This is a genomic window from Sphingomonas sp., from assembly GCF_036387535.1.
In the GTDB taxonomy this organism is placed as follows: Bacteria; Pseudomonadota; Alphaproteobacteria; order Sphingomonadales; family Sphingomonadaceae; genus Sphingomonas_R.
Window position 1 is genome coordinate 1 of sequence record NZ_DASVTO010000109.1, and the last position, 26575, is coordinate 26575.

The 26575-nt window shown below is 66.9% G+C and carries 34 protein-coding genes and 1 pseudogene; 21 read left to right on the forward strand and 14 right to left on the reverse strand.

Annotated elements, in window-relative coordinates; translation table 11 throughout:
- The 10 genes and pseudogenes from VF649_RS10125 to VF649_RS10170 form a co-directional block, all read left to right on the forward strand.
- Positions 1–387, forward strand: a pseudogene (locus tag VF649_RS10125) (methyl-accepting chemotaxis protein); the annotation flags it as partial.
- Between the two features lie 29 nt (positions 388–416).
- Entirely contained in the window at positions 417–728 is a 312-nt protein-coding gene (locus VF649_RS10130) for an STAS domain-containing protein (protein ID WP_331011836.1), read from the forward strand.
- The gene (locus VF649_RS10135) at positions 718–2868 is read left to right on the forward strand and encodes a chemotaxis protein CheA (RefSeq protein WP_331011837.1); all 2151 of its coding nucleotides are present in this window, start codon (positions 718–720) and stop codon (positions 2866–2868) included. Before VF649_RS10130 ends, VF649_RS10135 begins: the two co-directional genes overlap by 11 nt.
- Positions 2865–3719 carry a protein-glutamate O-methyltransferase CheR gene (locus VF649_RS10140; protein WP_331011838.1) on the forward strand — a complete coding sequence of 285 codons (855 nt, stop codon included), beginning with the start codon at positions 2865–2867 and terminating at the stop codon, positions 3717–3719. Before VF649_RS10135 ends, VF649_RS10140 begins: the two co-directional genes overlap by 4 nt.
- Before the next feature lie 5 nt (positions 3720–3724).
- Positions 3725–4777, forward strand: coding sequence for a chemotaxis response regulator protein-glutamate methylesterase (locus VF649_RS10145; RefSeq protein WP_331011839.1), 1053 nt, complete (start codon positions 3725–3727; stop codon positions 4775–4777).
- The gene (locus tag VF649_RS10150; RefSeq protein ID WP_331011840.1) at positions 4774–5388 is read left to right on the forward strand and encodes a chemotaxis protein CheD; all 615 of its coding nucleotides are present in this window, start codon (positions 4774–4776) and stop codon (positions 5386–5388) included. Before VF649_RS10145 ends, VF649_RS10150 begins: the two co-directional genes overlap by 4 nt.
- Before the next feature lie 25 nt (positions 5389–5413).
- On the forward strand, positions 5414–5779 hold the full coding sequence (locus tag VF649_RS10155) for a response regulator (RefSeq protein ID WP_331011841.1): 366 nt from the start codon (positions 5414–5416) through the stop codon (positions 5777–5779).
- Positions 5780–5809: 30 nt separating this feature from the next.
- The gene (locus VF649_RS10160; RefSeq protein ID WP_331011842.1) at positions 5810–6259 is read left to right on the forward strand and encodes a chemotaxis protein CheW; all 450 of its coding nucleotides are present in this window, start codon (positions 5810–5812) and stop codon (positions 6257–6259) included.
- Positions 6260–6299: 40 nt separating this feature from the next.
- Positions 6300–7364 (forward strand): chemotaxis protein CheB, encoded by a 1065-nt coding sequence (locus VF649_RS10165; protein WP_331011843.1) that lies wholly within the window; start codon positions 6300–6302, stop codon positions 7362–7364.
- A gap of 1 nt (position 7365) precedes the next feature.
- On the forward strand, positions 7366–7704 hold the full coding sequence (locus VF649_RS10170) for a hypothetical protein (protein WP_331011844.1): 339 nt from the start codon (positions 7366–7368) through the stop codon (positions 7702–7704).
- A gap of 33 nt (positions 7705–7737) precedes the next feature.
- Here VF649_RS10170 and VF649_RS10175 read toward each other — a convergent pair whose 3' ends face one another.
- Positions 7738–9033: an Hsp70 family protein gene (locus tag VF649_RS10175; protein WP_331011845.1), complete on the reverse strand. Its 1296-nt coding sequence runs from the start codon at positions 9031–9033 to the stop codon at positions 7738–7740.
- Between the two features lie 103 nt (positions 9034–9136).
- A complete protein-coding gene (gene mnmA, locus VF649_RS10180) occupies positions 9137–10240 on the reverse strand; it encodes a tRNA 2-thiouridine(34) synthase MnmA (protein WP_331011846.1) in 1104 nt (367 codons plus the stop codon).
- A 139-nt stretch (positions 10241–10379) separates the two neighbouring features.
- Here mnmA and VF649_RS10185 point away from each other — a divergent pair, with 139 nt between their 5' ends.
- From VF649_RS10185 to gyrB, 4 genes are all read left to right on the forward strand, one after another.
- Entirely contained in the window at positions 10380–10622 is a 243-nt protein-coding gene (locus tag VF649_RS10185; RefSeq protein ID WP_331011847.1) for a hypothetical protein, read from the forward strand.
- A gap of 116 nt (positions 10623–10738) precedes the next feature.
- Entirely contained in the window at positions 10739–11038 is a 300-nt protein-coding gene (locus VF649_RS10190; RefSeq protein ID WP_331011848.1) for a DUF1153 domain-containing protein, read from the forward strand.
- A gap of 190 nt (positions 11039–11228) precedes the next feature.
- Positions 11229–12083 carry an arylamine N-acetyltransferase family protein gene (locus VF649_RS10195; RefSeq protein ID WP_331011849.1) on the forward strand — a complete coding sequence of 285 codons (855 nt, stop codon included), beginning with the start codon at positions 11229–11231 and terminating at the stop codon, positions 12081–12083.
- A gap of 93 nt (positions 12084–12176) precedes the next feature.
- Entirely contained in the window at positions 12177–14648 is a 2472-nt protein-coding gene (gene gyrB, locus VF649_RS10200; RefSeq protein ID WP_331011850.1) for a DNA topoisomerase (ATP-hydrolyzing) subunit B, read from the forward strand.
- Here the strand turns inward: gyrB and VF649_RS10205 are convergent.
- Entirely contained in the window at positions 14632–15432 is an 801-nt protein-coding gene (locus VF649_RS10205) for a nucleotidyltransferase family protein (protein WP_331011851.1), read from the reverse strand. The two genes, gyrB and VF649_RS10205, sit on opposite strands and share 17 nt — an antisense overlap.
- 80 nt (positions 15433–15512) lie before the next feature.
- Between VF649_RS10205 and VF649_RS10210 the strand changes: the two genes are divergently transcribed.
- Positions 15513–16253: a phosphocholine cytidylyltransferase family protein gene (locus VF649_RS10210; RefSeq protein WP_331011852.1), complete on the forward strand. Its 741-nt coding sequence runs from the start codon at positions 15513–15515 to the stop codon at positions 16251–16253.
- 1 nt (position 16254) lies between these two features.
- On the opposite strand, the gene VF649_RS10215 is transcribed toward VF649_RS10210, so the two are convergent.
- The 10 genes from VF649_RS10215 to VF649_RS10260 form a co-directional block, all read right to left on the reverse strand.
- Complete coding sequence (locus VF649_RS10215; protein WP_331011853.1) at positions 16255–16683, reverse strand: HIT family protein; 429 nt, start codon at positions 16681–16683, stop codon at positions 16255–16257.
- A 4-nt stretch (positions 16684–16687) separates the two neighbouring features.
- Entirely contained in the window at positions 16688–17806 is a 1119-nt protein-coding gene (locus tag VF649_RS10220) for a CDP-alcohol phosphatidyltransferase family protein (protein ID WP_331011854.1), read from the reverse strand.
- A gap of 161 nt (positions 17807–17967) precedes the next feature.
- Complete coding sequence (locus tag VF649_RS10225) at positions 17968–18225, reverse strand: GlsB/YeaQ/YmgE family stress response membrane protein (RefSeq protein WP_331011855.1); 258 nt, start codon at positions 18223–18225, stop codon at positions 17968–17970.
- Between the two features lie 91 nt (positions 18226–18316).
- On the reverse strand, positions 18317–19282 hold the full coding sequence (thiL, locus tag VF649_RS10230; RefSeq protein ID WP_331011856.1) for a thiamine-phosphate kinase: 966 nt from the start codon (positions 19280–19282) through the stop codon (positions 18317–18319).
- A 60-nt stretch (positions 19283–19342) separates the two neighbouring features.
- The gene (gene nusB / locus VF649_RS10235) at positions 19343–19801 is read right to left on the reverse strand and encodes a transcription antitermination factor NusB (RefSeq protein ID WP_331011857.1); all 459 of its coding nucleotides are present in this window, start codon (positions 19799–19801) and stop codon (positions 19343–19345) included.
- A 3-nt stretch (positions 19802–19804) separates the two neighbouring features.
- On the reverse strand, positions 19805–21097 hold the full coding sequence (hisD, locus tag VF649_RS10240) for a histidinol dehydrogenase (RefSeq protein WP_331011858.1): 1293 nt from the start codon (positions 21095–21097) through the stop codon (positions 19805–19807).
- On the reverse strand, positions 21094–21762 hold the full coding sequence (gene hisG / locus VF649_RS10245; protein ID WP_331011859.1) for an ATP phosphoribosyltransferase: 669 nt from the start codon (positions 21760–21762) through the stop codon (positions 21094–21096). Before hisG ends, hisD begins: the two co-directional genes overlap by 4 nt.
- A gap of 53 nt (positions 21763–21815) precedes the next feature.
- The gene (locus VF649_RS10250) at positions 21816–22316 is read right to left on the reverse strand and encodes a DNA starvation/stationary phase protection protein (RefSeq protein WP_331011860.1); all 501 of its coding nucleotides are present in this window, start codon (positions 22314–22316) and stop codon (positions 21816–21818) included.
- 111 nt (positions 22317–22427) lie between these two features.
- On the reverse strand, positions 22428–22997 hold the full coding sequence (locus VF649_RS10255) for a TMEM165/GDT1 family protein (RefSeq protein WP_331011861.1): 570 nt from the start codon (positions 22995–22997) through the stop codon (positions 22428–22430).
- 26 nt (positions 22998–23023) lie between these two features.
- The gene (locus VF649_RS10260; protein WP_331011862.1) at positions 23024–23359 is read right to left on the reverse strand and encodes a hypothetical protein; all 336 of its coding nucleotides are present in this window, start codon (positions 23357–23359) and stop codon (positions 23024–23026) included.
- A gap of 182 nt (positions 23360–23541) precedes the next feature.
- Between VF649_RS10260 and rpmG the strand changes: the two genes are divergently transcribed.
- A complete protein-coding gene (rpmG, locus tag VF649_RS10265) occupies positions 23542–23709 on the forward strand; it encodes a 50S ribosomal protein L33 (RefSeq protein WP_157174781.1) in 168 nt (55 codons plus the stop codon).
- A gap of 110 nt (positions 23710–23819) precedes the next feature.
- Here rpmG and VF649_RS10270 read toward each other — a convergent pair whose 3' ends face one another.
- Positions 23820–24182 carry a response regulator gene (locus tag VF649_RS10270; protein ID WP_331011863.1) on the reverse strand — a complete coding sequence of 121 codons (363 nt, stop codon included), beginning with the start codon at positions 24180–24182 and terminating at the stop codon, positions 23820–23822.
- 54 nt (positions 24183–24236) lie between these two features.
- On the opposite strand from VF649_RS10270, the gene VF649_RS10275 reads away from it, so the two are divergent.
- The 5 genes from VF649_RS10275 to VF649_RS10295 all read left to right on the forward strand — a co-directional run.
- Complete coding sequence (locus VF649_RS10275; RefSeq protein ID WP_331011864.1) at positions 24237–24494, forward strand: DUF3572 family protein; 258 nt, start codon at positions 24237–24239, stop codon at positions 24492–24494.
- Complete coding sequence (locus tag VF649_RS10280; RefSeq protein ID WP_331011865.1) at positions 24491–25111, forward strand: HAD family hydrolase; 621 nt, start codon at positions 24491–24493, stop codon at positions 25109–25111. The genes VF649_RS10275 and VF649_RS10280 overlap by 4 nt, the downstream gene beginning before the upstream one ends.
- Positions 25112–25162: 51 nt before the next feature.
- Positions 25163–25624, forward strand: coding sequence for a RidA family protein (locus tag VF649_RS10285; RefSeq protein WP_331011866.1), 462 nt, complete (start codon positions 25163–25165; stop codon positions 25622–25624).
- Positions 25625–25634: 10 nt separating this feature from the next.
- Complete coding sequence (locus VF649_RS10290) at positions 25635–26363, forward strand: glycerophosphodiester phosphodiesterase family protein (protein WP_331011867.1); 729 nt, start codon at positions 25635–25637, stop codon at positions 26361–26363.
- A partial coding sequence (locus VF649_RS10295; protein WP_331011868.1) for a peptidogalycan biosysnthesis protein occupies positions 26360–26575 on the forward strand: 216 nt, incomplete at its 3' end. The genes VF649_RS10290 and VF649_RS10295, both read left to right, overlap by 4 nt.

Here is a 26575-nt window from a genome sequence, read left to right on the forward strand (position 1 = left end):
GTGTCGCGCATCGCGGAGATCAGCCAGCTCGTCTCCAACATCACCACCTCGGCCGAACAGCAGGCGTCGGGCCTGCAACAGGTCAACACCGCCGTCGGCGAAATGGACTCGGTGACCCAGCAGAACGCCGCCATGGTCGAGCAAAGCACCGCCGCCGCCCGCAGCCTGGCCGCAGAGGCCGAGGATCTCGCACGCCACGTCGCCCGTTTCCAGATGACGCAGGCCCCCCCCGTGCGCACCGCACCCGCCGAACGCGCCGCTCCCCGCGCCGCCGCACCCCCACCGCGCAAGATCGTCGCGCAACGCCGCACCGCACCCGCACCACAAACCCACGGCGCACTCGCCCTCAAGATCGAAGCCAACGCCGACGACTGGTCGCAATTCTGAGCCGTCACTTGCTCTGACAGGATGATGTTATGACGATCCCACTGCCCGAACATCTCGATACCGGTGCCGCAACCGCGTTCGTATCGGTCCTGCGCGCCGCGCTGGCCGATGGCGGCACGGGCCCGATCCAGCTGGATGGCACGCCCGTCCAGCGGGTCGGCATGGCCGGGGTGCAGCTGCTGATCGCCGCCCGCCAATCCGCGGACGCCGCCCGTCGCGATTTCATCCTGTCCCCGGTCAGCCAGCCCCTGCTCGACGCCTGCACCCTGGTGGGCGCCGAACCCCTGCTGTGGTCAGGGATCGACCCGATTGTCGCCGAAGGATCGTCCGATGCAGCTTGATGAGATCGAAGGCATTTTCTTCCTGGAATGCGACGAGGGCCTGACCGCCGTCGAAACCCATCTTGCGCAGCATGACAGCGATCCGTCGGATGCGGAGGCGGTCAACACCATTTTCCGCGCGGTCCATTCGATCAAGGGCGGCGCCGGCGCGTTCGGCCATGATCGGCTGCAGGGTTTCACCCATCATTTCGAAACGGTGCTCGACGGGCTGCGCACCGGACAGCTTGAATCGACTCCCGCGCTCCGCACCTTGCTGTTCGCGGCGTTCGATCTGCTGACCGATCATGTCGCCGCGGCCAAGCGCGAATGCGACACGCCCGACGATGCCGCCGTCCTCGCCCGCCTGTGCGCGGTCGCGGAAGGCGAGCCGATCGGCGAGGATGGCGGCGCGCCGGTGGCGGAACCGGACGGCGAGGGCGAGGCATTCGGCCTGTTCGACGCGGGGATGGATTTCGATTTCGATTCGTTGCTGGCGGATATCACCCCGCCCGCACCATGGCGGGTCCGCTATGTCCCCGGCCCCAGCGCGTTCGACAATGGCGGCGAACCGCTGCTGCTGATCGGAGAACTCGCCGCGCTCGGCGGAACGCTCGTCACCTTCGATCATGGCGAAGTACCGGTTCTGGAGGATCTCGCCCCGGAAACCAGCTATTGCGGCTGGGAATATGACGTGCCGGGCGACGTCGCACGCGACGATATCGCCGCGATCTTCGATTTCCTGTCGACCGAATGCACGATCGCGATCGAGCGGCCGGGCGATGCGCCCGTCGCGGCCAGCGCGCCCGATCCTGCGCCGGCCGCTCCGGTCGCCGCAAAGGCCGCACCCGCACCCGCCAGCATGCCCGCTGCCGCGCCGGCGGCGGCGAAGCCGGCGGCCAAACCCGCGGCCAAGCCGATCGCGAAGCCCGCCGATCCCACGGCGGACGACGGCGAAGCCTCCGCTCCGCGCGGCGTCGCGGCCGCCTCCACCATCCGCGTCGAACTCGACAAGCTCGATCGTCTGATCAACCTGGTCGGCGAACTCGTCATCACCCAGGCGATGCTCAGCCAGCGCCTGTCGCTGAACGGTCTCGCCGCGATCGATGAACTGGGCGATCTCGCGCATCTGACCGGGGAATTGCAGGACAGCGCGATGTCGATCCGCGCGCAGCCGGTGAAGTCGGTGTTCAACCGCGTGCCCCGCATCATCCGCGAACTGGAGGCCGATACCGGTAAGCGCGTCAAGCTGCAGGTCGAAGGCGAGATGACCGAGGTCGACAAGACCGTGGTCGAACGCATCGGCGAACCGCTCACCCACATGATCCGCAACGCCGTCGATCACGGCCTGGAAATGCCCGACGAACGCATCGCGCTCGGCAAGCCGGCGGAAGGCGTCGTGCGGCTGGCGGCGGAGCATCGCGGTGGTCGCATCGTGATCTCGGTCTCCGACGACGGCCGCGGCATCGACACCGCCCGCGTCCGCGCCAAGGCGATCGAACGCGGCATCATCGCCCCGGATCAGCAACTGTCGGAGGAGGAGATCGAGAACCTCATCTTCGCCCCCGGCTTTTCCACCGCCGCCACCGTCTCCAACATCTCGGGCCGCGGCGTCGGCATGGATGTGGTACGCAAGAATGTGCAGGCGCTGGGCGGGCGGATCAGCATCACGTCCAAATTCGGCCATGGCTCCACCTTCCGGCTCACGCTCCCGCTGACGCTCGCCATTCTCGACGGCATGATCGTGTCGGTCGGGGAACAGACCTATGTCATCCCGCTCACCCACATCGTCGAAAGCCTGCGGCCGGAGGATCGCGACCTCCGGTCGATGGGACCGGGCAGCACGGTGCTCGACGTGCGCGGCAGCTATCTGCCGATCCAGCAGATCGGCCGCATGCTGAAGGTGCCGGGCGCCCGCCTCAACCCGTCCGAAGCGGTGCTGGTGGTGGTCGAAAGCGATGCCGGCCGCGCCATCCTGATGGTCGACGACATCCAGGATCAGCGCCAGGTCGTCGTGAAGAGCCTGGAGACCAATTTCGGGGCGGTCGCGGGCCTTGCCGGCGCGACCATCCTGGGCGACGGGCGGGTCGCGCTGATCCTCGACGTCGACTCGATCATCGCCCGCCACCGCGATCCGGTGATGGTGCAGGGGATCGCGGCATGAACGTCGCCGGTCTCGGAACATCGGACGAAGGGTTCGTCTTCACCCGCCAGGATTTCGACGTGATCGCGCGCATGGTGCATGCGCATAGCGGGATCTTCCTGTCCGAAGCGAAAACGCAGCTGGTCTATTCGCGGCTGGCGAAGTTCCTGCGCGAACATCGCATGACGCGCTTTTCCGACTATGTCGAAATGCTGCGCACCGATGCGGAGGAACGCAAGCGCGCCGTTTACGCGCTGACCACCAACCACACGCGCTTCTTCCGCGAAGATCATCATTTCGATCATATGACGGCGACGCTGCGTCCGCTGCTGCTGAAACGCATCGCGGCCGGCAATCCCGTGCGGCTGTGGTCCTCCGCCTCGTCCAGCGGGGAGGAACCGTACAGCATGGCGATGACGCTGCTCGGCACCGACCGCGCCGAAGCCAACCGGATCATCGGCGGTGACGTCGCGATCCTCGCGACCGACCTGGCCCCGCATGTCATCGCCGCCGCCAAGGCCGGTCGCTACCCGATCGCGCAGGGTCCGGACATCCCCGATCGCTATGCCCGGTTATGGATGAAGACGGCGGGCGACACGGTGGTGATGGGGCCGGAGATCCAGAAACTGGTCGCCTTCCGGCAACTCAACCTGCTCGACGAATGGCCGATCAAGGGCAAGTTCGACGCGATCTTCTGCCGCAACGTCATGATCTATTTCGACGAACCAACCAAGGCCCGGCTGATCGAGCGCTTTCACGAAAAGCTCGTTCCGAACGGCTTTCTCTACATCGGCCATTCCGAACGTCTGGTCGGTCCCGCCACCGACCGGTTCGAACCGGCCGGTCAGACAATCTTCCGGAGGCGTGGATGAACCAGATGACGACCCTGACGGCTGCTCGAACCAAGCCGCTTCGCTGCCTGATCGTCGATGACAGCGCCACGATGCGCGCCGTCGTCGCGCGCCTGCTGTCCTTTGATCCCGCGATTCAGGTCGTGGGCCAGGCGAGCGATCCAATGCAGGCCCGCACCATGATCAAGGAACTGGATCCGGACGTCCTGACGCTCGATGTCGAGATGCCGGGCATGAACGGCCTGGATTTCCTGGAAAAGATCATGACGCTCCGGCCGATGCCGGTCGTGATGGTTTCCACCCTCACCACGCGCGGGGCGGAAGCGTCGCTGCGCGCGCTCGAACTCGGCGCGTTCGATTGCTATGCCAAGCCGTCGAACATCCGGGAAGGCGACAATGGCGCGCTCGCCGCGATCGTGCGGGCCGCCACGAACAGCCGTCCGCGCACGATCCGCCCGGCGGCGGCCGTGGTCTCGCCGGTTCGTCCGGTCCCGACCAACTATCGCCCGCGCCCCGGCGCCATGATCGCGATCGGCGCATCGACCGGCGGCGTGGAGGCGCTGCTGGCGGTGCTCAGCCAGATGCCCGCCAACTGCCCGCCGACGATGATCGTGCAGCATCTCCCGTCGCTGTTCACCGCCAGCTTCGCCAGCCGCCTGGATCGCAGCTGCGCGCCGACGGTGGTAGAGGCGGAAAGCGGCATGGTCCTGCAAACCGGGCACGTCTATCTCGCGCCCGGTGGCGCCACCCATATGGAGGCGCTCGGCGGCCGGCTGCCGCGTCTGCGGCTGTTCGCGGGCGATACGGTCAGCGGTCACCGGCCATCGGTCGACGTGCTGTTTCGGTCGGTCGCGAAGTTCGGCGCAGGCCAGGTCGGCATCCTCTTGACCGGCATGGGTCAGGACGGTGCCCACGGCCTGCTCGACATGCGCAATGCCGGCGCCCGCACCATCGGTCAGGATGAGGCGACCTCGGTCGTCTATGGCATGCCCGGCGTCGCGCATAACATCGGCGCGGTGGAATATCAGCTGCCGCTGGACCGTGTCGCCGGACGCGCGCTCGAATTGACGCGGCTATGAGTTTTCTGCCCCCCCCTCGCCCGGCCCGGCCCGCGCCGCCGCCCATCCCCGCTCCCGTCCTGCGCCAGGACGGTTTCCGGCACGTCAATGTGCCGCAGGGCGAATATCAGGTCTCGCTCGATCCCACGACCATGCTCACCACCATCCTGGGCAGCTGCGTCGCGGCCTGCCTCTACGATCCGGTGGCGAAGGTCGGCGGCATGAACCATTTCCTGCTCGCCCACCCGCACGGCAACCAGATCCTCGATCCGGTAACGCAGCAGCGCTACGGCGTCCATGCGATGGAACTGCTGATCAACGCCATGCTGCGCCATGGTGCGCAGCGGCCGCGGCTGCGCGCGCATCTCTACGGCGGCGGCAACCTCCATTCCGGGATGCAGGCGATCGGAACCGCCAATGGCGATTTCGCGCGCGCCTTCCTGGCCGATGAAGGGATCCCGCTGCTGGCGCAGGATCTTGGCGGCAAGTTCGCGCGCCGGGTCGAGTTTCAGCCGGCGCTCGGACGCGCCCGGTCAAAGATTGTCGCCGACACGCCGGTCGATCGCGTCGCCGCACCGCCACCGCGGCGCGTGCCGGCCCCGATCGACGACGGCGACGTTGACCTTTTCTAAACCATATCCTGCCAGGAAGATTTTCATGACCCGCACCATCATGACCGTCGATGACTCTCCCAGCATGCGCGCCCTGCTCCGCAATGCGCTCAGTGCCCAGGGCTACACCGTTGCCGAAGCGGAGGACGGCATCGACGCCCTCGAACGCATCGGCGACGCCGCCCCCGACCTTGTCATCACCGATATCAACATGCCGCGCATGGACGGTTTCGGCCTGATCGAGGCCATGCGTGCGAAGGCAGAATATGCCCGCATGCCGATCCTGGTTTTGTCGACGGAGTTTTCGGACGAGAAGAAGCAGCGTGCCCGTTCGGCGGGTGCCACCGGATGGATCGTGAAGCCGTTTCATCCCGACAAGCTGGCGACGGCGATACGCCGGGTCATGCTCTGATCGCATAAGAATGCCCTGGAGGAAGCCTGCATGATCCGTCAGCTCATCACTTTTGAACTGGGCGAGCAGTCGCTCGGGATCGACATCATGGCGATCCGGGAAATCCGCGCCTGGTCGCCGGCCACGCCGCTGCCGAACGTACCCGAATATGTGCGCGGCGTCGTCAACCTGCGCGGCGTGGTGCTTCCGGTGCTGGATCTGCGCATGCGGCTCGGCTGGGGGCTGACCGAACCGACCGCGCGCCACGTCATCATCGTCGTCCGGATCGGCGAACAGCTTCAGGGTGTGATCGTGGATGCCGTCAACGATATCGTCACGATCCAGGATGCAGACATGCAACCGCTACCCGACGTCGGCTCGTCGGAAGCCGCCAGCTTCCTCGATGGTCTCGCCACCGTCGACAACCGGATGATCCTCGTCCTCGATCTCGATCGGCTGGGTGGTGGCGGCGGCGTCACCATGCTCGCCGAAGCCGCCTGATCTCCCCACTCCTTCCCTTGCTTTCGGGAGCCCGCTTTCCATGAAGAACACCACGGTCCTCGTCGTCGATGACTCCCTCACGATGCGCGCGCTCATCTCCGGATCGCTGGAAAAGGTGAAGGGGATCGACGTCCTCGGCGCTGCTAACGGCGCCGATCAGGCCCGCACCATGATCCGCGATCTCGATCCCGACGTCATCACGCTCGACATTGAAATGCCCGGCATGTCGGGGATCGAGTTTCTGGAAGAATTGATGAGCTCCGCGCCGCGGCCGGTCGTCATGTTCTCCACGCTGACGCAGAAGGGCGCCGCCGCATCGGTCGATGCGCTGCGTCTCGGCGCGATCGACTGCTTCCCGAAGCCCAAGGTCGCGACCCCCGCCGAACTGGCGAAGATCATCGACAGCCTTGCAAAGACGCTGAAGACCGCGTCGGCCAAGCTGGCCGCGCGCACCAGTGGCGGCACGCCCGGCGCCCCGGCCGGTGGTGCGGCGGAGGCCAAGAGCAAGGCCCGCGCGCTGGCGTCGGAACCGTTCACCTGGAACGGCAAGCTGGTCGCGATCGGGGCCGACATCTCGAACACCCAGATGCTGTTCGAACTGCTCGAAAGCATGCCGGTCAACTGCCCCCCGATCCTGGTGGTGCAACAGATCCGGCCGGAGCTTGCCGACAGCATCGCGGCCCAGCTGTCCGAAATCGTGCTGCCGAAGGTGGTGAAGGCCGCCGACGCCACCCGCATCGAACCCGGCCACATCTACCTCGCCGAACCGGAGGGGCTGCACATGGTCATCGATCGCTGGCCGGACGGCACTATCCGCCTGCTCGACAAGCCGGCGGTGCTGGGCCAGCGGCCTTCGATCTCGCTGCTCTACGCCGCCCTGGCCAAGGCGGGGGGGCGCCAGACGCTGGGCGTGCTGCTGGGTGCGGAGGGTGAGGACGGTGTCGCCGGCGCAAAGGCGATGCGCGATGCCGGCGGCCTCGCCATCACCCCGGTGCTGGATGCCGACAAGATCATCACGGGGTATGAATTCGGCTCCGCCAACGTCCGCGAACCCGTCGAAATCGCAAAGCTTGCGCGCGTCATCCTGACGCAATGCCGTGGTTGACATGACGCGGTTCGACGCCGCCACGGCCATTGCGGCCGACGAGGACGCGCTGCTGCTCGGCGCGTTGGCGGACGAATTGCTCGCGGCGCGCCTGCTGGCCGAGGAACTCGGGGTTTCGCTCTGCATCGATCCGGTCGTGGTCGAACGGCACCGGATCCAGCTTCAGGATCTCGACTTGGTGGCGCAGTTGCTGGAACAATGCGCGCGGCTGCTGCGTGTCCCCACCGGTCGCGCCGCGGCGGTCGATGATGTCACGCTGGCCGCGATGCGTGCCCGTCTGGGTGCCGCCCTGGGCCACGCCCCGGCGCCCGCGCCGGAAATGGACGACGAGATCTGGTGATCGGCGGCCCGGCCCGGAACCGGGCCCGCCGCGTCACGCCGCCCAAGCGGCCACGTCCGCTTCCTGACCGATCAGCGCCAGTCCATGCGCGATCGATGTCAGCTCGCCGCCGGTCGCGATCCGCTCCGGCCCGAACCGGGTGTCGAAAATCCGGAGCACCGCCGGGATCAGCGATGATCCACCGGTCAGGAACACGCGGTCGATCGCGGTCGCGGCAACCCCGGCGGCCGTCAGCGCACGGTCGACCGTCGCGGCGATCCGCGCCAGATCGTCGGCGATCCACGCCTCGAACTCGGCGCGCCGTACCAGCGTCTCGATCTCGATCCCGCCACCGGAGAAGCGGAACGGCGCCGTCTCCGCATCGGACAGCGCGCGCTTGCACACGCCCACGGCATCATACAGCTTGTATCCCAGCTCATGCTCGATCACCGCGATCATCCGGCCGATCGCCGCGGCGTCCGTCGCCGTCTTCTTCAGCTTGGCCAGTTCGTCCAGCGTGCGGCGGTTGCGCATCAGCGCCAATCGCGACCAGTCGGCGAAGTCCGCATAGTAACTGCGCGGCACTTCCAATTCCTTGTCGAACGATCGGTAGGAACTGCCCTTGCCCAGCATCGGCAGCACCAGCCGATCGACGATGCGATAGTCGAACCGATCGCCCGCAATCCCGATCCCGGCATGGCCCAGCGGTACGCAGCGTTTGGCCGCGCCCGGGGCCGCCACCCGAACGACGGAAAAATCGCTGGTGCCGCCGCCGAAATCCGCCACCAGGATCGTCGCCGCATCTTTCAACCGGGATGCGTAGCTGAACGCCGCGCCCAGCGGCTCATAGACATAGTGAAGCTCACGGCCGAACCCCGCGAACATCGCATCATAGCGTGCCCGCGCCAGCGTCGGATCGGGCCGCGCGCCGGCATATTCCACCGGCCGCCCGACGATGATCCGCTCCGGCCGGGGCGCGTTCAACGCGCCGCCGCCATGCGCGACCATCCGGTCCAGGAACACCCGACCCAGCTCCTCGAAGCGATAGCGTTTCTCGAACACCGATGCCGTTTCGAAACTTGCGCTGGCCGCGACCGACTTGAACGATTGCAGGAACCGACTGCCGTCGGGATCCTCCAGATATTCCGCGATCGCCCAAGGTCCGGCCTCGACTGCCACGCCGCCCCGCGCCGCGCTGTCCTGCCAGAAACACAGCGCCGACCGGAACACCGCGCTCGCCTGCCCCTGTCGTGCAAATTCCACCAGGTCGGACTGCCCGGCCACGCCGGACACCGCCACCACGCTGTTCGTCGTGCCGAAATCGAGTCCCAGCGCTCCCGCCGTCGTCATGGATTGCCGCCTGTCCCGGTGGTGCGGCGCCCGGCCGCGGGATCGGCGCTCTAGCGGGGGCGGCCGCCGCGATCCACCCCCCGCACGCGATCGACCGGTGCGGTCACGCCACCAGTGCGGCGGGCTCCGTCTCGGCGATCCAGCCGCCACCCAGCACGCGCTCGCCGGCATACAGCACGGCCGCCTGCCCCGGCGACACGCCATATTCAGGGCTTGCGAACCGCACCCGATCGCCCTCCAGCCACGCCGGCACCGGCTTCGCCATCGAACGCACCTTCGCCATCACCGGCCCGTCCTGATCACCGCCGATCCAGTTGCGATCCTCGATTCGCGCTGCTGTCACCGCCAGCGCCGCACGCGGCCCGGCCACCACCCGCCGCGCCTCCGGCTCCAGCCGCACGACATATAGCGGCACCGGGCTGCCCCCAATCTCCAGCCCGCGGCGCTGCCCGACCGTGAAATGCGCGATTCCCCGATGCGTGCCCAGCACCCGTCCGTTCAGGTCGACGATCTCGCCGGCCTCGCCGGTTTCCGGCCGCAACCGCTTGACGATGGTGGCATAATCGCCGTCCGGCACGAAACAGATGTCCTGGCTATCGGGCTTTGCCGCCACGGTCAGCCCGTGTTCCGCTGCGATCTCGCGCACCCGCGCCTTGGGCATCCCGCCCAGCGGAAAGCGCAGATAGTCCAGCTGGTCCTGCGTTGTTGCGAACAGGAAATAGCTCTGATCGCGCGCCGGGTCGATCGCGCGGTGCAGTTCGGCCCCCGCCGGCCCCATCACCCGCCGCACATAATGGCCGGTCGCCAGGCAATCCGCCCCCAATTCGCGCGCGATCCCGAACAGGTCGGTGAACTTCACCCCCTGATTGCACCGCACGCAGGGGATCGGCGTGCGCCCGCGCGCATATTCGTCCGCGAAATCGGCGATCACCCCGTCGCGGAACCGGCTTTCATAATCGAACACATAATGCGCGATTCCCAGCCGATCCGCCACCGCACGCGCGTCGCGGATATCCTGCCCCGCGCAGCAACTGCCCGCCCGCTTCACCGCCGCACCATGATCATATAGCTGCAGGGTGACGCCGATCGTCTCCGCGCCGCTGGCCTTGGCCAGCGCTGCCACCACCGAACTGTCCACCCCGCCCGACATCGCGACCAGGATCCGCTTGCCCGCCAGATCGTCGCCCAATTGAAAATCCGCCATCATGGGGAATGCCATAGCGCATTTGTGCCATGTCCGGGACCCCGACTTTACCCGCCCTAAACCCTGAGACGTTACGGTGGCCCGTCGCACGATTGACGGATGCCGCATGGATCTTGGTTTTCACCGACGGACTCGCGCTCGCGTGCGGACCGGAACTCTGGATTACCGATCGATCGTCGCCGGCCTCGCCGCGGCGCAGGCACGGGGCGTGACCGCCATGGTGGCCGAACGCATCGCGCTTGCCGATGCGCAATCCACCACACCCGACATGGCTCTGGTCGTGCTGATGCGGTGCGAACCGGGCTGGGTCCGCGCCGCCGCGGCATTGGACGGCAGCTTTGATTCCGCGCTCGCGCTCAAGTTTCCAGTGATGAAGCCGTTATGAAGGTGACCATGTCCTTTACCTTGCCGTTTCAGCCTTCCTTCAAGCCCACCGCACTAAACATTGGCCATCGAGAGTGAGGCCGCCGTTTCAAACAGGCCCAGCGTTCTGAGGTAATGATGATCGAAAATCAGAATATCAGGCCTGCACAAGTGATCGGCCCACTCGGCGAACCGCTGACGGTCGACAGCCTGCCGCCACCCCACACGACCCGCTGGGTCGTCCGCCGCAAGGCCGAAGTCGTCGCTGCCGTCAGCGGTGGGCTGCTGTCGGTGGACGAGGTCTGCGACCGTTACGGCTTGAGCCTGGAGGAGTTCGCCAGCTGGCAGCGTGCGGTCGACCGTTCCGGCATGCCAGGCCTGCGCGTGACGCGGATCCAGCATTACAAAACGCTGTACGAACGGCAGCAATCCTATTGATCCGTCCGGCGGTATAACACCCGGCCGAATGCGTCTCCCCCGCTCGCAAGGCGCGCAAAGCGTCGCGATCCCCCGAACCGAACACCTTGGAACCCCGTCGGCCTTCCCCTGGGCCGACGGGGTTTTTCTTGTCTCCCGATGCGCCGCACGACAAGAAGGCCGGCAAAAGCCGCCCGGATGATCCCCGACCATGACCCTGCCCTTTGATCTCGCCACCTATCTCGCGCGGATCGGCGTGCCCGATGTGCCTGCCGCGGATGCGGACGGACTGGCGCTGGTGCAACGGGCGCATCGCATGGCGATCCCGTTCGAAAATCTGGACGTGCTGCTCGGCCGCGGGATCAGCCTGGATCCCGACGCGGTCTTCGACAAGCTCGTCCTGCGCCGCCGCGGCGGCTATTGCTTCGAACATAATCAGCTGTTCGGCCGCGCGCTGGACGCGCTCGGCTTCGTGGTCCGCCCGCTGCTCGCGCGCGTCTGGCTGGGGGTTGCCGATCTCACCGATCCGGCCGCCGTCCCCTCGCGCACCCACTGCCTCAGCCTGGTCGAACTGCCCGATGGCGCCTGGATCGCGGATGCCGGCTTTGGCGGCGCCTACACGCCGCCGATGCCGCTGGTGGACGGGGCACAGGCGAAGACACCGGACGGCGCGGTCCACCACCTCGTCCGCGATGCCGGGCATGGCTGGATCCTCACCCGCGACGGCGATCTCCATGCCACCGATGCGCGCGGCGTGCCGCAGCCCGGCGGCGGCGCGATCCGGCAATATAGTTTTACCGCCGCCCCGGTCTGGCCGGCCGATCTGGAACAGTGCAACCACCATATCGCGACCGTGCCCAACCATCGCTTCACCACCATCGCGATCGCCAGCATCGTGTTGCCCAGCGGCTTTGCCAGTCTCACCGACCGCCATTATCGCCGCCGCAACGGTACCGAGGCGATCGGCACGGACCTGACCGACCCGCGCGTGTACCGCATGCGGCTCAGCCTCGTTTTCGGCATCGACCTGGAAAAGACGGAGGTCGCGGCGCTCGGGCTGTTCTGAACCACGGACAGCCGACGTCGCCTGTCCGCGGCCTCCACGGCCTTCCGCGCCATTTCGCTTCCGATTCGCGTACCGGATGCCTATATCCGCGGCATGGCAAGCACACCCCAATCCGGCGAATATGGCGCAGACTCCATCAAGGTTCTGAAGGGCCTCGACGCGGTGCGAAAGCGCCCGGGCATGTATATCGGCGATACCGACGACGGGTCCGGCCTTCACCACATGGTGTTCGAGGTCAGCGACAATGCGATCGACGAGGCGCTGGCGGGGCATTGCGATCGCATCGTCATCACGCTCAACCCGGACGGTTCGGTGTCGTGCGAGGATAATGGCCGCGGCATCCCGACCGGCATCCATACCGAAGAAGGCGTGTCGGCGGCGGAGGTCATCATGACCCAGCTCCACGCCGGCGGAAAGTTCGATAACACCAACGATTCCAACGCCTACAAGGTTTCGGGCGGCCTGCACGGCGTTGGCGTGTCGGTGGTGAACGCGTTGTCGACCTTCCTCGATCTCACCATCTGGCGCGATGGGCAGGAGCATTATATGCGCTTCGCCCACGGCGACGCCGTCGCCCCGCTCAAGGTCGTCGGCGATGCCGGCACCAAGAAGGGGACGCGCGTCACCTTCCTGCCCAGCCCCAACACCTTCAAGATCACCGAGTTCGATTTCGACAAGCTCGAACATCGCTATCGCGAACTGGCCTTCCTCAATTCGGGCGTCCGGCTGTTCCTGGTCGATGCGCGCCATGCCGAGGAAAAGACCGTCGAACTCTTCTACGAAGGCGGCATCGCGGCGTTCGTCAAATATCTCGATCGTACCAAGACCCCGCTGATGCCGGAACCGGTGGCGATCCACGGTGCGCGCGACGATGTCGGCATCGACGTCGCGCTGGAATGGAACGACAGCTATTATGAGCAGGTGCTGGCCTTCACCAACAACATCCCGCAACGCGATGGTGGCACGCACATGGCCGCCTTCCGCGCCGCACTCACCCGCACGATCAACAATTATGCCGAAAAATCGGGTCTCCTGAAAAAGGAGAAGGTGACGCTGACCGGCGACGACATGCGCGAAGGGCTGACCGCGATCGTGTCGGTCAAGCTGCCCGATCCGAAGTTCAGCAGCCAGACCAAGGACAAGCTGGTCTCGTCCGAAGTGCGCCAGCCGCTCGAATCGCTGATGGCCGACAAGCTCGCCGAATGGCTCCAGGAAAATCCCGCGCACGGCAAGGCGATCGTTCAGAAGGTGATCGACGCCGCCGCCGCGCGCGAAGCCGCGAAGAAGGCGCGTGAACTGACCCGGCGCAAGGGCGTGATGGACATCGCTTCGCTGCCCGGCAAGCTCGCCGATTGCCAGGAACGCGATCCCGCCAAGTCCGAACTGTTCCTGGTGGAGGGCGACTCGGCGGGCGGATCGGCGAAGCAGGGCCGCAACCGCCAATATCAGGCGATCCTGCCGTTGAAGGGCAAGATCCTGAACGTCGAACGCGCCCGTTTCGATCGCATGCTGTCATCGAAGGAAGTCGGCACGCTGATCCAGGCGATGGGCACGGGCATCGGCCGCGACGATTTCAACCTCGACAAGCTGCGCTACCACAAGATCGTCATCATGACCGACGCCGATGTCGACGGCGCACACATCCGCACGCTGCTGCTGACCTTCTTCTATCGCCACATGAAGCCGATCATCGAAGGCGGGCACCTCTACATCGCGCAACCGCCGCTCTACAAGGTCGCGAAGGGCCGGTCGGAGGTCTATCTCAAGGACAATGCCGCGCTCGACGATTATCTGGTCGACGCGGGATTGGGCGGCATGATCCTGGAAACCGCGGAAGGCCCGCGTTCGGGCAGCGATCTGAAGGGCTTGCTCGATCATGCGCGCCGCATGCGGACGCTGATGACCTATGTTCCGCGGCGCTACGATCCGGCGGTGATCGAGGCGCTGGCGCTGCTCGGCGGGTTCGATCCGGAGGTTCGCGATCGCGGGCCGGCGGGTCAGGCGGCGGCGGCATGGCAGGGGCGCGCCGACCCTGAAGCGCGCTGGTCGGCGGAGGTCACCGGTGACGGCGGCTATCATTTCCTGCGTTTCTGGCGCGGTGTCACCGATCACCACATCGTCGATGCCGCATTCGTCGGATCGGCGGAGGCGCGCAAGCTGCATGCGCTCGCCACCGAACAGGCCGAAGCCTACACCCACGGCTCGCGCCTGATCGCGCAGAAGGCGGCCGACAAGCCGGTCGAGGCCGCCGCGCCCGACGATGACGAACCCGTCGCCGACACCCGCGGCCGTGCGATCTCGCGTCCGTCCGAACTGCTCGACGCGATCCTCGCGGCGGGCCGCAAGGGCCTTGCCATCGCCCGGTACAAGGGGCTCGGCGAAATGAACGCCGAACAATTGTGGGAAACCACGCTCGATCCCGCCAACCGCGCCATGTTGCGGGTCGAGGTCGAACAGGCCGATGTCGCCGACGAGATCTTCACGCGCCTGATGGGCGACGTCGTCGAACCCCGCCGCGAATTCATCCAGGACAATGCCCTGTCCGTGGCTAATCTGGACGTCTGATCGCCACCGCAACCTCGGATTGCCGCCGGGCGAGGATGGTCTCGGCCAGCATGTGATCCGCGGGTTTGTCGACGTCGATGGCGGCTTCGGCCTGCGGCAGGGCGATCAGCCTGGCCTCCATCCCCAGCCGGCGGCCCGCGATGCGCAGGGCGTCCGGCCCGCGGATCGTGCGGGTGATCGCACGCAGCGCGAGCAGGGGCCCGAAATGCCAGAACAGCTTCAGCGCCTGCTTGCGATCCTGTTCCGCCCGCGCCCACAGGGTCAGCGCCGCCTGCGCCTTCGATGTCCGCAGCGCGAACAGATTGGCGCCACTATAGGCACCCCCCCGAAATTTCAGCCAGGTCCGGCGCGTGTCGGGATAGGCGTGCATCATCGTGCGCCGTTCCACCATGCCGACCGCGACGTCCGCATCCTCCGCATCATGCAGAAAACCGGCTACCATGTCCGGCGTCAGCAGCGGGTGATCGGCGGTCGTCACCAGCAGCGGCCAGGGTGCGATGGCGGTGCCCGCGACGGCGGCGATACTGCGCGAAATCCCGGTGGTGCTTTGCGTGAACGACAGCCGCGGTTCCGCGGCGGGCCAGCCCGCTGCCAACAGGTCGGGGCGTTGCCCCGCGACGACGATCCTGCCGATCTCCGGACAGTGCAGCAGCGTGCGGATGACATGTGTCAGCATCGGCTCGCCCGCGATGGGGACCAGCGCCTTCCACTCGGCCCCGAATGCCTGCGCAAGCGGATCGATGCCGGGGCGCTGCCCGGCCAGAACCAGAGCGGTCCACTGCATCATATCCCGGTCCGTCCCGCTTTTGGCCACATTGCGGCGGTCTAGCGCAGATTGTCGAGTTTTGTGAGCGAGTAGCCGCCATGTCGTTCGAACGTGCCGTGATCCTGAGTGCGGGCAAGGGATCCCGCCTGTTGCCGCTAACCGAGGATCGGCCGAAATGCCTGATCGATTTCAGCGGCCGCACGCTGCTGGAATGGCAGCTGGATGCATTGCGCGCCGGTGGCGTGCGCGACATCACGGTCGTGACCGGCTTCCGGTCCGATCTGGTCGATGCGGTGATCGCGGCCCGGGGCGACCCGGGGGTGCGCACGCTGTTCAACCCCTTCTACCATGTCGCGGAAAATGTCGGGTCGGTGTGGATGGCGCGCGAACGGATGCAGGACGACTTCCTCATCCTCAATGGCGATACGTTGATCGCGCCGGAAATCGTGGCGCGCGTGGTCCAGTCGGATGCCCCGATCACGGTCACGATCGACGAGAAGCCGGATTATGACGAAGACGATATGAAGGTCGTCCGGTCCGGCGATCGCCTGGTACGGATCGGCAAGGTGCTGGACGACGATATTCCCGATGCCGAATCAATCGGCTTTCTGGCATTTCGCGGCGACGGCGCTCGGCAGTTCGTGGCGTCCGTCGATGCGATCCTGCACGATCCGGTCGGGGTGACGAGCTGGTATCTCAAGGTGATCGACCGGATCGCACCATCCGGGACGGTGTCGACCCGGTCGATCAAGGGTTTGGAATGGGCGGAGGTCGACTATCCGGCCGATCTCGACATCGCGCGCGCGCTGACCGACAAATGGGCCGCGGCCGGGCGGTAAGTCAGCGCCAGCAGGATTTCAGCCAGGCGACCAGCGCGGTGGTCTGCGCCGGGTCCAGTGTCACCGCATCGCCCAGCGCCGGCGCCTTCGGCCACCCGGCATCGGCAATGACCAGGTCGCCCGCGGTCCGTGTCCCGTCATAGCGGGGCAGGACATGGAAATGGACATGCGGGTCGACCATCATCAGCATCAGATAGTTGATGCGGGCATAGTCCACCGCATGTCCAAGCGCCGCCTCTATCTCCGCGATCACCGATGCCAGTTCGGCAAAGGCAGCGGGCGGCAGCGCAGAAAAGGCGGTGACGTCGGACTTCGCCGCCAGCACCAGCGATCCCAGCGTCGGCTGATCGGGGCGGAGCAGCACGACCCAATGGTCATGCTCGGCAATCAGCGTCGCCGGATAGCCGAAGCGGTGAATGGTGGCGTTCATGCGTTCATCCCAGCCAGGAGGTTATGGTGCCGCCGCGCATCCGCACGACCGCCGCCTGCGCCATCTGCGAAAGATGCACGATCAGCGAGATCGCCGTCCACCAGGCCACGCCGACCAGCCCCAGGTCCGGACGTCCGAACAGCAGGAAGCCGGCGAGGATCACGACATTGGGGTTGCGACGCGCGGTGATCAGCCGGAAATCGCTGTCGATCTTGCGCCAGACATGGATATGCATTCCGAACCAGCGGATGAATATACCCTCGATCACCCGCTGTGCGACATATCCGCCGACGATCACAGCCATGACGATGCGAAAGATCGGCGTAGCCAGTTCCAGGTTCCAGGCATAGAGCCCCAATCCCCAGGCGACATACCAGAAGGGCGGGTGGATCAGGTCGACGCCATGATCCAGCAGATGCCCCCAAGGGGAGGAGGTGATCGTGCACCGCGCCAGCTTGCCGTCCACCGTGTCCAGCACCATGAAGATGAAGCCAAGCGCCAGCCCGGTCCAATAGGCGCCATAGGCGAACAGGATGGTCGCCGCGACGCAGAGCGAGGCGCCCGCCAGCGACACCATGTTGGGCGTGATGCCCACCCGCGCGCACAGCCGGGTCAGGACCAGCGCCCATTCGGGCCAGAGATATTTGGTCAGAATGTCGGTCACGCCCTTATAGGCGCCGAAATAGCTGGCGCGCTCCAGCGCGCGGACGCTGCCCGGCTCCAGGGGGGCCGCAAACGGCACCTCCCGCTTACGGAGTTGCTCGTTGACCATCGCACCGCCCAGTTCGCGCGCCATGACGACCAGTCCCGCCGGCATCTGCCCAGCCGCCATCGCGGCCGCTGCCTGATCGGCGTTGTCCACCGCATGCGCGATCACCGGTCGGCCGCCGACGGTCAGGACATGACCCGGCCGTGTCGCCAGCGTCCGCAGCCAGGCCGGATCGAATGCGAACCCGGCATCGACGAGCAGGGCCGGCCCGGTCATGGGACCGTCGGAGACGGGCAGGCCGGCCGCGGCGGCGATCCGGCGCGTGCGCTCGCTGCTGTTCATGCCCCAGAGAAGCGTCGGATTGGATCCGACCATATGCACGGTCGGCGGCGTGGATTGGGATGAATTGGACATGGCGACGTCACATAGGAGATGCGACGCAATCCGCAAATGCCCGGTCCGGGCCGTACCGCACCCTCGGTCAACCGGATCACTGGTGGATCATCCCTCGTGCAGACATGAAAAAGCCGCCCCGGTGCTCCGGGGCGGCTTTCTAATCATTAGCTCGGGATCGTTTAGCGGACGCGTCCGCGACGCACCAGATTGACGATCGCCAACAGGATGACCGCGCCCAGCAACGATACCAGGAACGTCGTCAGGTTCAGCGGCGCGCTGTTGATCGATCCGCCGCTCAGGATCAGGCCACCGATGAAGGCACCCACGATGCCGACGACGATGTTCAACAGGATCCCCTGCTGTGCGTCGGTGCGCATGATGATGCTGGCCAGCCAGCCGATGACACCACCCACGATCAACCACATGATCAGACCCATAATAACCTCCCTATGATGACGACGACCCGTGCAGTCATTGCGTCGAGTAGGATGCTGATACGCATGGGCAGGGATGCGGTTCCTACGCACCTCACCGGATCGCGGTTGCACCATGCTGGTAACCGAGCCGATCTGGGACACCGATCGACCGATTTTCATGATGGAGCGACAGACCCTCTCCAGCCGAAAAGCCGCCGATCCGGGCGATATCGACACCAATCGCATCAGCCCGCGCGCGCAATTCGGGCGCATCGCCCTCCGCCACCGCGATCAGCAGCACATAATCATCCCCCGCAGTCACCGCCGCCAGCCGCGCGTCGATCCCGTCGCCCGCATGCGCCATCAGATCGGGCGACAGCGGCACGCGGTCCAGATCGATCCGCACCGCGCATCCGCTCGCCTTCGCGATCCGCGCCGCGTCGATCAGCAACCCGTCCGACACGTCCGCCGATGCCCGCGCCAGCGGCACCAGCGCCGCACCCGCGGCGATCTGCGGTTGCGGGCGGTGGTACGCCGCCAGCAATGCCGCCGGCCCGGTCCGTCCTGCCAGGGCGCAGGCCAGCCCCGCGCCTGCATCTCCGATCGTACCCGTCACCCACAAATCGTCGCCCGGCGTGGCGCCCGCGCGCGCCGGCGCGCCGCCGGCCGGCACCGATCCGATCGCCGTCAGCCCCAGCGCGCGCGGGCCGCGCCCCGCCGAAACCGTATCCCCACCCAGCAACGGGATCCCGAACGCATCCGACACCGCCGCCAGACCCGCGACGAACGCCGCGTCCCACGCGCGGTCCGGACCCAGCATATATCCCAGCAGCATGCCTTCGGGCCGCGCGCCCTTCGCCGCCAGGTCGGACAGGTTCACCGCCACCAGCTTCCACGCGACATCCGCCGGCCGGTCACCGGACAGGAAATGCACCCCCTCCACCAGCATGTCGTGCGTCAGGATCAGCCCGCGTCCCGGTGGCGGCACGAACAATGCCGCGTCATCCATCAACCCGCGCGCCGCGGGGTTGCGGGCAATACCCTTCAACAGGTCGATGAAGGCGGCTTCGTCGGACATCGGCGCCATCGTCTCCGCCCGATCGTTCGGGGCAAGGTCTCGGCTGTCAGGTCGAACGGCTCACGCCGCGCGGACCGCCTTCGCCACCGCATCCAGCAATCCGTTGACGAAGCCCTTTTCGCGCTTGTCATAGAATGCGGCCGCCACGTCGACATATTCCGATATCACGCTGCCGGTCGGCACGTCGGGCCGCGCGATCAGTTCATAGGTCCCGGCCCGCAGGATCTGCCGCATCGGCTTGTCCAGCCGGTCGATCGTCCAGCCGGTCGCCAGCTTGTCGGCGATGGCGGCATCCACCTCGCCCCGGCGGGCATCGACGCCCTTGACCAGATCGTCGAAGAAATCCTGCTCCGCGTTGGCATATTCGACATCGTCCATCGTCGCACCCAGCCGGTGGCGATGAAATTCGTCGAGCAGCTTCGGCAGCGTGATCGTCTCCATCTCCTGCTGGTACAGCGCCTGCACCGCCGCCAGCCGCGCCGCGCTGCGCGATCGCGCGCGTTCGTTCACCTTCGCCATCATCTATCTCCCCAGACGGACCGCGACCGACGCCGCATGCGCCGGCAAGCCCTCGGCCGTCGCCAGCGTCACCGCCGCCGGGCCGATCGCACGGATCGACCGTTCGTCGAGCGCGAGGAAGCTGGTCCGCTTCATGAAATCCAGGGCCGACAGCCCCGAAGAAAATCGTGCGCGCCGCCCGGTGGGCAGCACATGATTCGGCCCGGCGACATAATCGCCCACCGCTTCCGGCGTGTGACGGCCCAGAAACACCGATCCCGCATGCCGCACCCGATCGAACAGCGCGTCCGGATCGGCAGTCGCGATCTCCAGATGTTCGGGCGCCAGCCGGTCGATCAGCGGGATCGCCGCGTCCAGCGTCGGCACCACGATGATCGCGCCATGGTCGCTCCAGCTCGCGCGCGCCACCGCCTGGGTGGTCAACGTCGCCAGCCGCGCTTCGACCGCGGCCATCACCGCATCGCCAAACGCCGCGTCGTCGGTGAACAGGATCGACTGACTGACCGGGTCATGCTCGGCCTGGCTCAGCAGGTCGATCGCGATCCAGTCGGGATCGTTCGCGGCATCCGCGATCACCACGATCTCGGACGGCCCGGCCACCATGTCGATGCCGACCACACCGTATAACTGCCGCTTCGCCTCCGCGACCCAGGCATTGCCCGGTCCGACGATGACGTCCGTGGCCGCGATCCGCTCGGTGCCATAGGCAAGCGCCGCGATCGCCTGCGCGCCGCCCACGCGAAACACCTGATCGACCCCGGCAATTTCCGCAGCCGCCAGCACCAGCGGGTTGATCTCGCCGCGCGGGGTCGGCGTCACCATCGTCAGCCGGCCGACGCCCGCCACCTTGGCCGGCAACGCGTTCATCAGCACCGATGACGGATAGGCCGCGCGCCCGCCCGGCACATACAGCCCCGCGGCGTCCACCGGCCGCCACCGCGCACCCAACCGGACGCCCTGCGCATCGACCGAGTCGCGGTCCGCCGGCACCTGGGTCGCGTGGAACGTCCGGATCCGCTCCGCCGCCAGTTCCAGCGCCGCGCGCAGGTCGCGGTCCAGCCCGTCCAGCGCCGCACGCCGGTCCGCCTTCGGCACCTCCCACCCGGTCACGTCCAGGGTATGGCCGTCGAACTGCTGCGTATAGCCCGCCAGTGCTATGTCGCCCCGTGCCCGCACATCCGCGACGATCGCGGTCACGGAGTCGCGCACGCCGGCATCCGATTCGCGGCGGGCGTTGACCAGCGTGTCGAACGCCGCCGCAAACGCCGGGTCGCGGCTGTTCAGCCGTGCCGTCATGCCGCCACCTGCATCGCTGCTGCCACCGTTCGAAATCCTTCTACCAGCGCCGCAATCTGCCCGCTGCGCGTCTTGAACGCGGCGCGGTTGACGATCAGCCGCGCCGATATCTCGGCGATCACCTCGACCTCGGTCAGGCCGTTTTCCACCAATGTCCGTCCGCTCGACACCAGATCGACGATCCGGTCCGCCAGCCCCAGCACCGGCGCGATCTCCATCGCCCCGTTCAGCTTCACGCACTCGGCCTGCACACCGCGTGCCTCGAAATGCCGGCGGGTGACGTTCGGATATTTGGTCGCCACGCGGACATGGCTCCACTCGCGCGGATCATCGCCCGCGGCCAGCGCGACCGGTTCCGCAACCGACAACCGGCAATGGCCGACGCCCAGGTCGACGGGCGCATAGAGTTCGGAATAATCGAACTCCATCAGCACGTCCGATCCCACGATCCCGACCTGCGCCGCGCCATGGGCGACGAAGGTTGCGACGTCGAACGCCCGCACGCGGATGATCCGCACGCCGGCATCGTTGGTCGCGAACATCAGCGCCCGGCTGGCCGGATCGCTGAAGGCCGGTTCCGGCACGATCCCGACGTCGGCCAGCATCGGCAGCACCTCGTCGAGGATGCGGCCCTTCGGAATGGCGAGGGTAACGGGTTCGGTCATGCCGCGCGCCTTACGCGCCGGCGCGCAACCTCACAAGTTACCCCGCCGTGTGGTCAGGCCTTGCGGCTCGCCTCGAACAGGAACCAGGCCCGCTCTTCCGCTTCGTCGGTCCAATCGTCCAGGATGCCGCTGGTCGCATTGTCCTTTGCCTCGTCCACGATGTCCTTGGCTTCGCGCAACGATGCGACCAGCGCCAGATTGTCCTCGCGCAGTTCGGCCAGCATCGCGTCCGCACTGACGAAGGGCTGGTCATTGTCCTTGATCGTCTGATGCCGCGCGATGTCGCCGATCGACCGCAAGGTCGTGTTGCCGGTCTTGCGCACCCGTTCCGCGATCGCGTCGGTCGTGCCCAGGATCTGCGCGGCCTGATCGTCCAGCATCAGATGATAGTCGCGGAAATGCGGCCCCGACACATGCCAATGAAAGTTCTTGGTTTTCAGGTACAAGGCAAAGCTGTCGGCCAGGATGCCGTTCAATGCGTCGGCAACCGTCCGCGCGCTGTTCGATGCGATGTCGGTCGGCGTTGCCAGTTCGGGCGTCGGGGTATCGGTCATGCGGATCTCCTGTTCGGATCTGTTCGGTTCGGCTCTCTAACGATCCAGAGCGCATCCGGACGCATCCCGGTGGTGGCGGGTGACGGATTTCTCCGATGACGCTGATCGACGCTACAGGATCTGCAGGGCATCCAGCGCGAACAGCATCCCGATCAGGATCAGGACCGCGCCGATCCCGATCCGCACCGCCCGGAGCGGCACCACTGTCACGAATCGTTGCCCCAGCATCGCCGCGGGCACCGCCGCCGCGATGACGCCCAACGTCGCGCCGACGGTCGCCAGCACCGGCGCATCCGCTCTGGCCGACAGGGCGAACGCCAGGAACTGCGTCTTGTCGCCGATCCCGGCCGCCAGCAGTACGACGAAGCCGCCGGCAAAGGCGCCGAGTCGCGGTGATACCGGCATCTTCGGCGTCGTCGGCCGCGCCAGGGATCCGACGCCCGCGGACAGCAGCGACAGCGCGACCATCAGCGTCAATCCCCGGAACGGCACCATCGCATGCACCACCGCGCCCCCCGCCGCGCCGATCCCGGTGCTGACCAGCGCCGCCAGTGCCGCCGCCGCCAGCACCCGCCCCCTGTCCTCGGGGAAACGCAGGCAGAGCAGGATCACCAGCAACTGACTGCGGTCACCGATCTCCGCCAGCAGGCACGCGATGAAACTGCCGAGCAGCGTATCCATGGATCGGGATTATGCGACGGCGCGGATCAGCTCGCCAGCCGCACGTTGATCGATGCGAGCAGGGCGTGCACCGCATTCTCGTCGCCCGGGCTGCATCCGCATGCCTCGCGCAGTCCGTCGAGATAGGGCCGGATCAGCGCCGCGCGCCCGTCGCGTTCGACCGCGGACGCCAGCTCGGCGGCAACGCCGGCCACCGCGGTCAGGCCGTGCAACCGCGCCGTCCCGCGAATCTCCCCCACCCGCTGCATCAGCCGGTCGAGCGACAAGGTCGGCAGTTCCGCCTCCAGCCCCGCGATCCGGCTGCACAGCCGGCTCGCGATCGAAACATCGTCCACATTCATCTGCGTATAAGCGGTCGCCATGGCGTCCTCCCCTGCGGCCGGTCTTGCGCCCGGAACCGTTAGCCGCCGATTAAGACGCCTTCGCGACGATGGATTTGCCACCCACGGACTTGACTCGCACGCGCGCCTCGCCCAAAGGCTGGGGCATATAGGCGGCGGCAACGTCGCCTTTCTTTTTTCGCGTTCGCAAAGGTTCCAGGGTCATGGCAAAGCCGACCACCGTCAAGATCAAGCTCGTCAGCACCGCCGACACCGGCTTCTTCTACGTCACGAAGAAGAACCCGCGCACGCAGACCGAGAAGTTCACCTTCCGCAAATATGACCCGGTCGTGCGCAAGCATGTCGAGTTCAAGGAAGCCAAGATCAAATGATCTCCGGTCCGGCCACCCGGACCTGATATCATCCCCGCATCGGCGGGGATCTCTCGGACACGATCTGGTGCGGACGCCGCAGGTTTCTGCTGCTTCCGGCCGTAACGATGCTACAACAGCGCCTCCACCGATCCCACGAACCGCATCACCGAAATCGGCTTGGACACATAGGCCTGCGCGCCCGCCGCGCGGATTCGGTCCTCGTCGCCATGTGCGGCATAGGCGGTGACCGCCATGATCGGTATCGCCCGCAAATCCGGATCGGCCTTCATCGCGGCGATCAGGTCCAGCCCGCTGACATGCGGCAGCTGGATGTCCATGATAACCAGGTCCGGCCGAAAGGATCGCGCTTTATCAAGCGCTTCCCGTCCGTCACTGACCGGGCATGCGTCATAGTTGTGCGCGCGCAGCAAGTCGCAGAACAGCTTGAGGTTCAACTCGTTGTCCTCGACAATCAGGACTTTCTTCGTCACCGCACCTCCGGAATCTCTAAGGACGGGAACTAGAGTATGCCGGCGAAGGATACAATGAACGCCGATCAAGCGGCGGCGCTGGCGCTGAACGCGCTGGTATGGACATTGGCCGACGAGGGTCGTGCCGATCGGCTGCTCGCGCTGACCGGGCTTACGCCGGCCGATCTGCGCGGGCGGGCGGATGATCCGGCGGTGCTGGGCGCGGTGCTCGGCTTTCTCGAATCATACGAACCCGATCTGGTCGCCTGCGCCGCCACCCTGTCCGTGCCACCCGAGTCGCTGGTCCGCGCGCATGGCATGCTGGCCGCATGACCCGCCCGCTGCTCATCACCGATTGCGACGAAGTGCTGCTGCACATGGTGACTCATTTCGGCGCTTGGCTGGCCGACGTGCATGATCTCGATTTCCGGCCCGATGGCGGCCATTTCACCGCCAGCACGCGGCGCAGCGACGGCAGCCCGTTTCCCGACGAGCAACTATGGCCGCTGCTTAACGGCTTCTTCGAAACCGAAATGGACCGCCAGACGCTCGTCCCGCACGCGGCCGAGGCGCTCGCGGCGATCGCACAGGTCGCGGACGTCGTCGTTCTCACCAATATCCTCGAATGCTGGCACGCCGGCCGCGTGGCGCAGCTTGATCGCTACGGCATCCGCCACCGCGTCGTCTGCAACCAGGGCGGCAAGGGTGTGCCCGCCGCCGCATTGCTGAAGGAATATCAGCCCTCAGCCGCCGTGTTCGTCGACGATCTTGCCACGCACCACAGCTCGCTCGCGCGCCACACCCCCTCGGTCTGGCGCCTCCACATGGTGTCCGAACCGACGCTGGCCCCCGCCGTGCCCCCCGCGCCGGATGCGGACGCCCGCATTGACGACTGGCGCGCGGCGCAGGGCTGGATCCTCGCGCGCTTCGCCGACGGCCCGCGACAATAAGACGTCCATCAAAGGCTTGACCCCGCCCCGCCCCCATCGGAAAGAACTGTCATGAGCATCGACGTCCGCCTCGCCGAACTCGGCATCACCCTTCCCGAAGCCGCCGCTCCGGTCGCCGCCTATGTCCCCGCGGTGGAGATTGGCGGCCTCCTCCATCTCTCGGGTCAGCTGCCGTTCGACGACGGCGCGCTGATGACCGGCTATGTCGGCGATACCCGCGACGCCGATTATGGCAAGAAGGCCGCCGAACGCTGCGCCGTGATGATCCTGGCACAGGTGAAAAAGGCGCTTGGCTCGCTCGACCGGGTCGAACGGATCGTGAAGCTGGGCGTGTTCGTCGCATCCGATCCTGCCTTCACCGGGCAACCCGCGGTGGCGAACGGCGCATCCGAACTGATGGTGGCGGTGTTCGGCGATGCCGGCCGCCACGCCCGCAGCGCGGTGGGCGTTCCCGTCCTGCCACTGGGCGCCGTGGTCGAGGTGGACGCCGTCATCGCGATCCGCCCGGCCTGATCCGGCGGCGGTGCGGGCTCCCGATCCGGCACGCACCGCCTTTCTGAAGGCGCAACCGTTCGCGCATCGCGGATTGCACGGCGACGGCCGCGTCGAAAACAGCCGTGCCGCCTTCGTCGCCGCGATCACCGCAGGCTACGGCATCGAATGCGATGTCCAGGTCAGCCGCGATGGCGAGGCCTTCGTCTTCCACGACGCCGATCTCGATCGGCTGACCGCGCACAGCGGCCCGCTGGCCACCCGCGATGCGCAGGCGCTGGACACCATCCTGCTGTCCGGCACGAACGAGACCATCCCGACGCTGTACCAGCTGCTGTCGCGCACCCTCGGCCGCGTGCCGGTGCTGATCGAGGTGAAGACGCCGACGCGGGACTATGTGCCGCTGTGCCGGGCGGTCGCGCGCGAACTGGACGGCTATCGTGGCCCGGTGGCGATCATGTCCTTCCATCCCGGCGTCGTCCGCTGGTTCCGGCGCAACGCACCCGCCATCGTCCGCGGGCTGGTCGTGACCGAACAGGACCGTCATGGCGCCTGGGCCGATCGGCTGCGCACCCTTGCGCTCTGGCGCGCGCAACCCGATTTCCTGGCTTATGACATTCGCAGCCTGCCAAGCCCCTTCGCCGCCCGCGCTCGTGCCCGTGGGTTGCCGGTCTTGACCTGGACGGTGCGGGACGCCGCCGCCGAACGCATCGCCTTCGCGCATGCGGACGAGGTGATCTTCGAAGGCGCGCATCGGTGAGCGAACTGGTGGCGCGGATGGCCGGCGGGCTTGCGGATTTCACCGCCGCGGACTGGGATGCCTGCGCCGGCACCGACAATCCGTTCGTCGGCCACGCCTTCCTGTCGGCGCTGGAGGATTCGGGCTCGGTCGGGGGACGCACCGGCTGGAGCCCCGTCCACCTGCTGATCCAGGACGCGGGGGGCGGCCTCGCGGCGGCGGCGCCGTGCTAC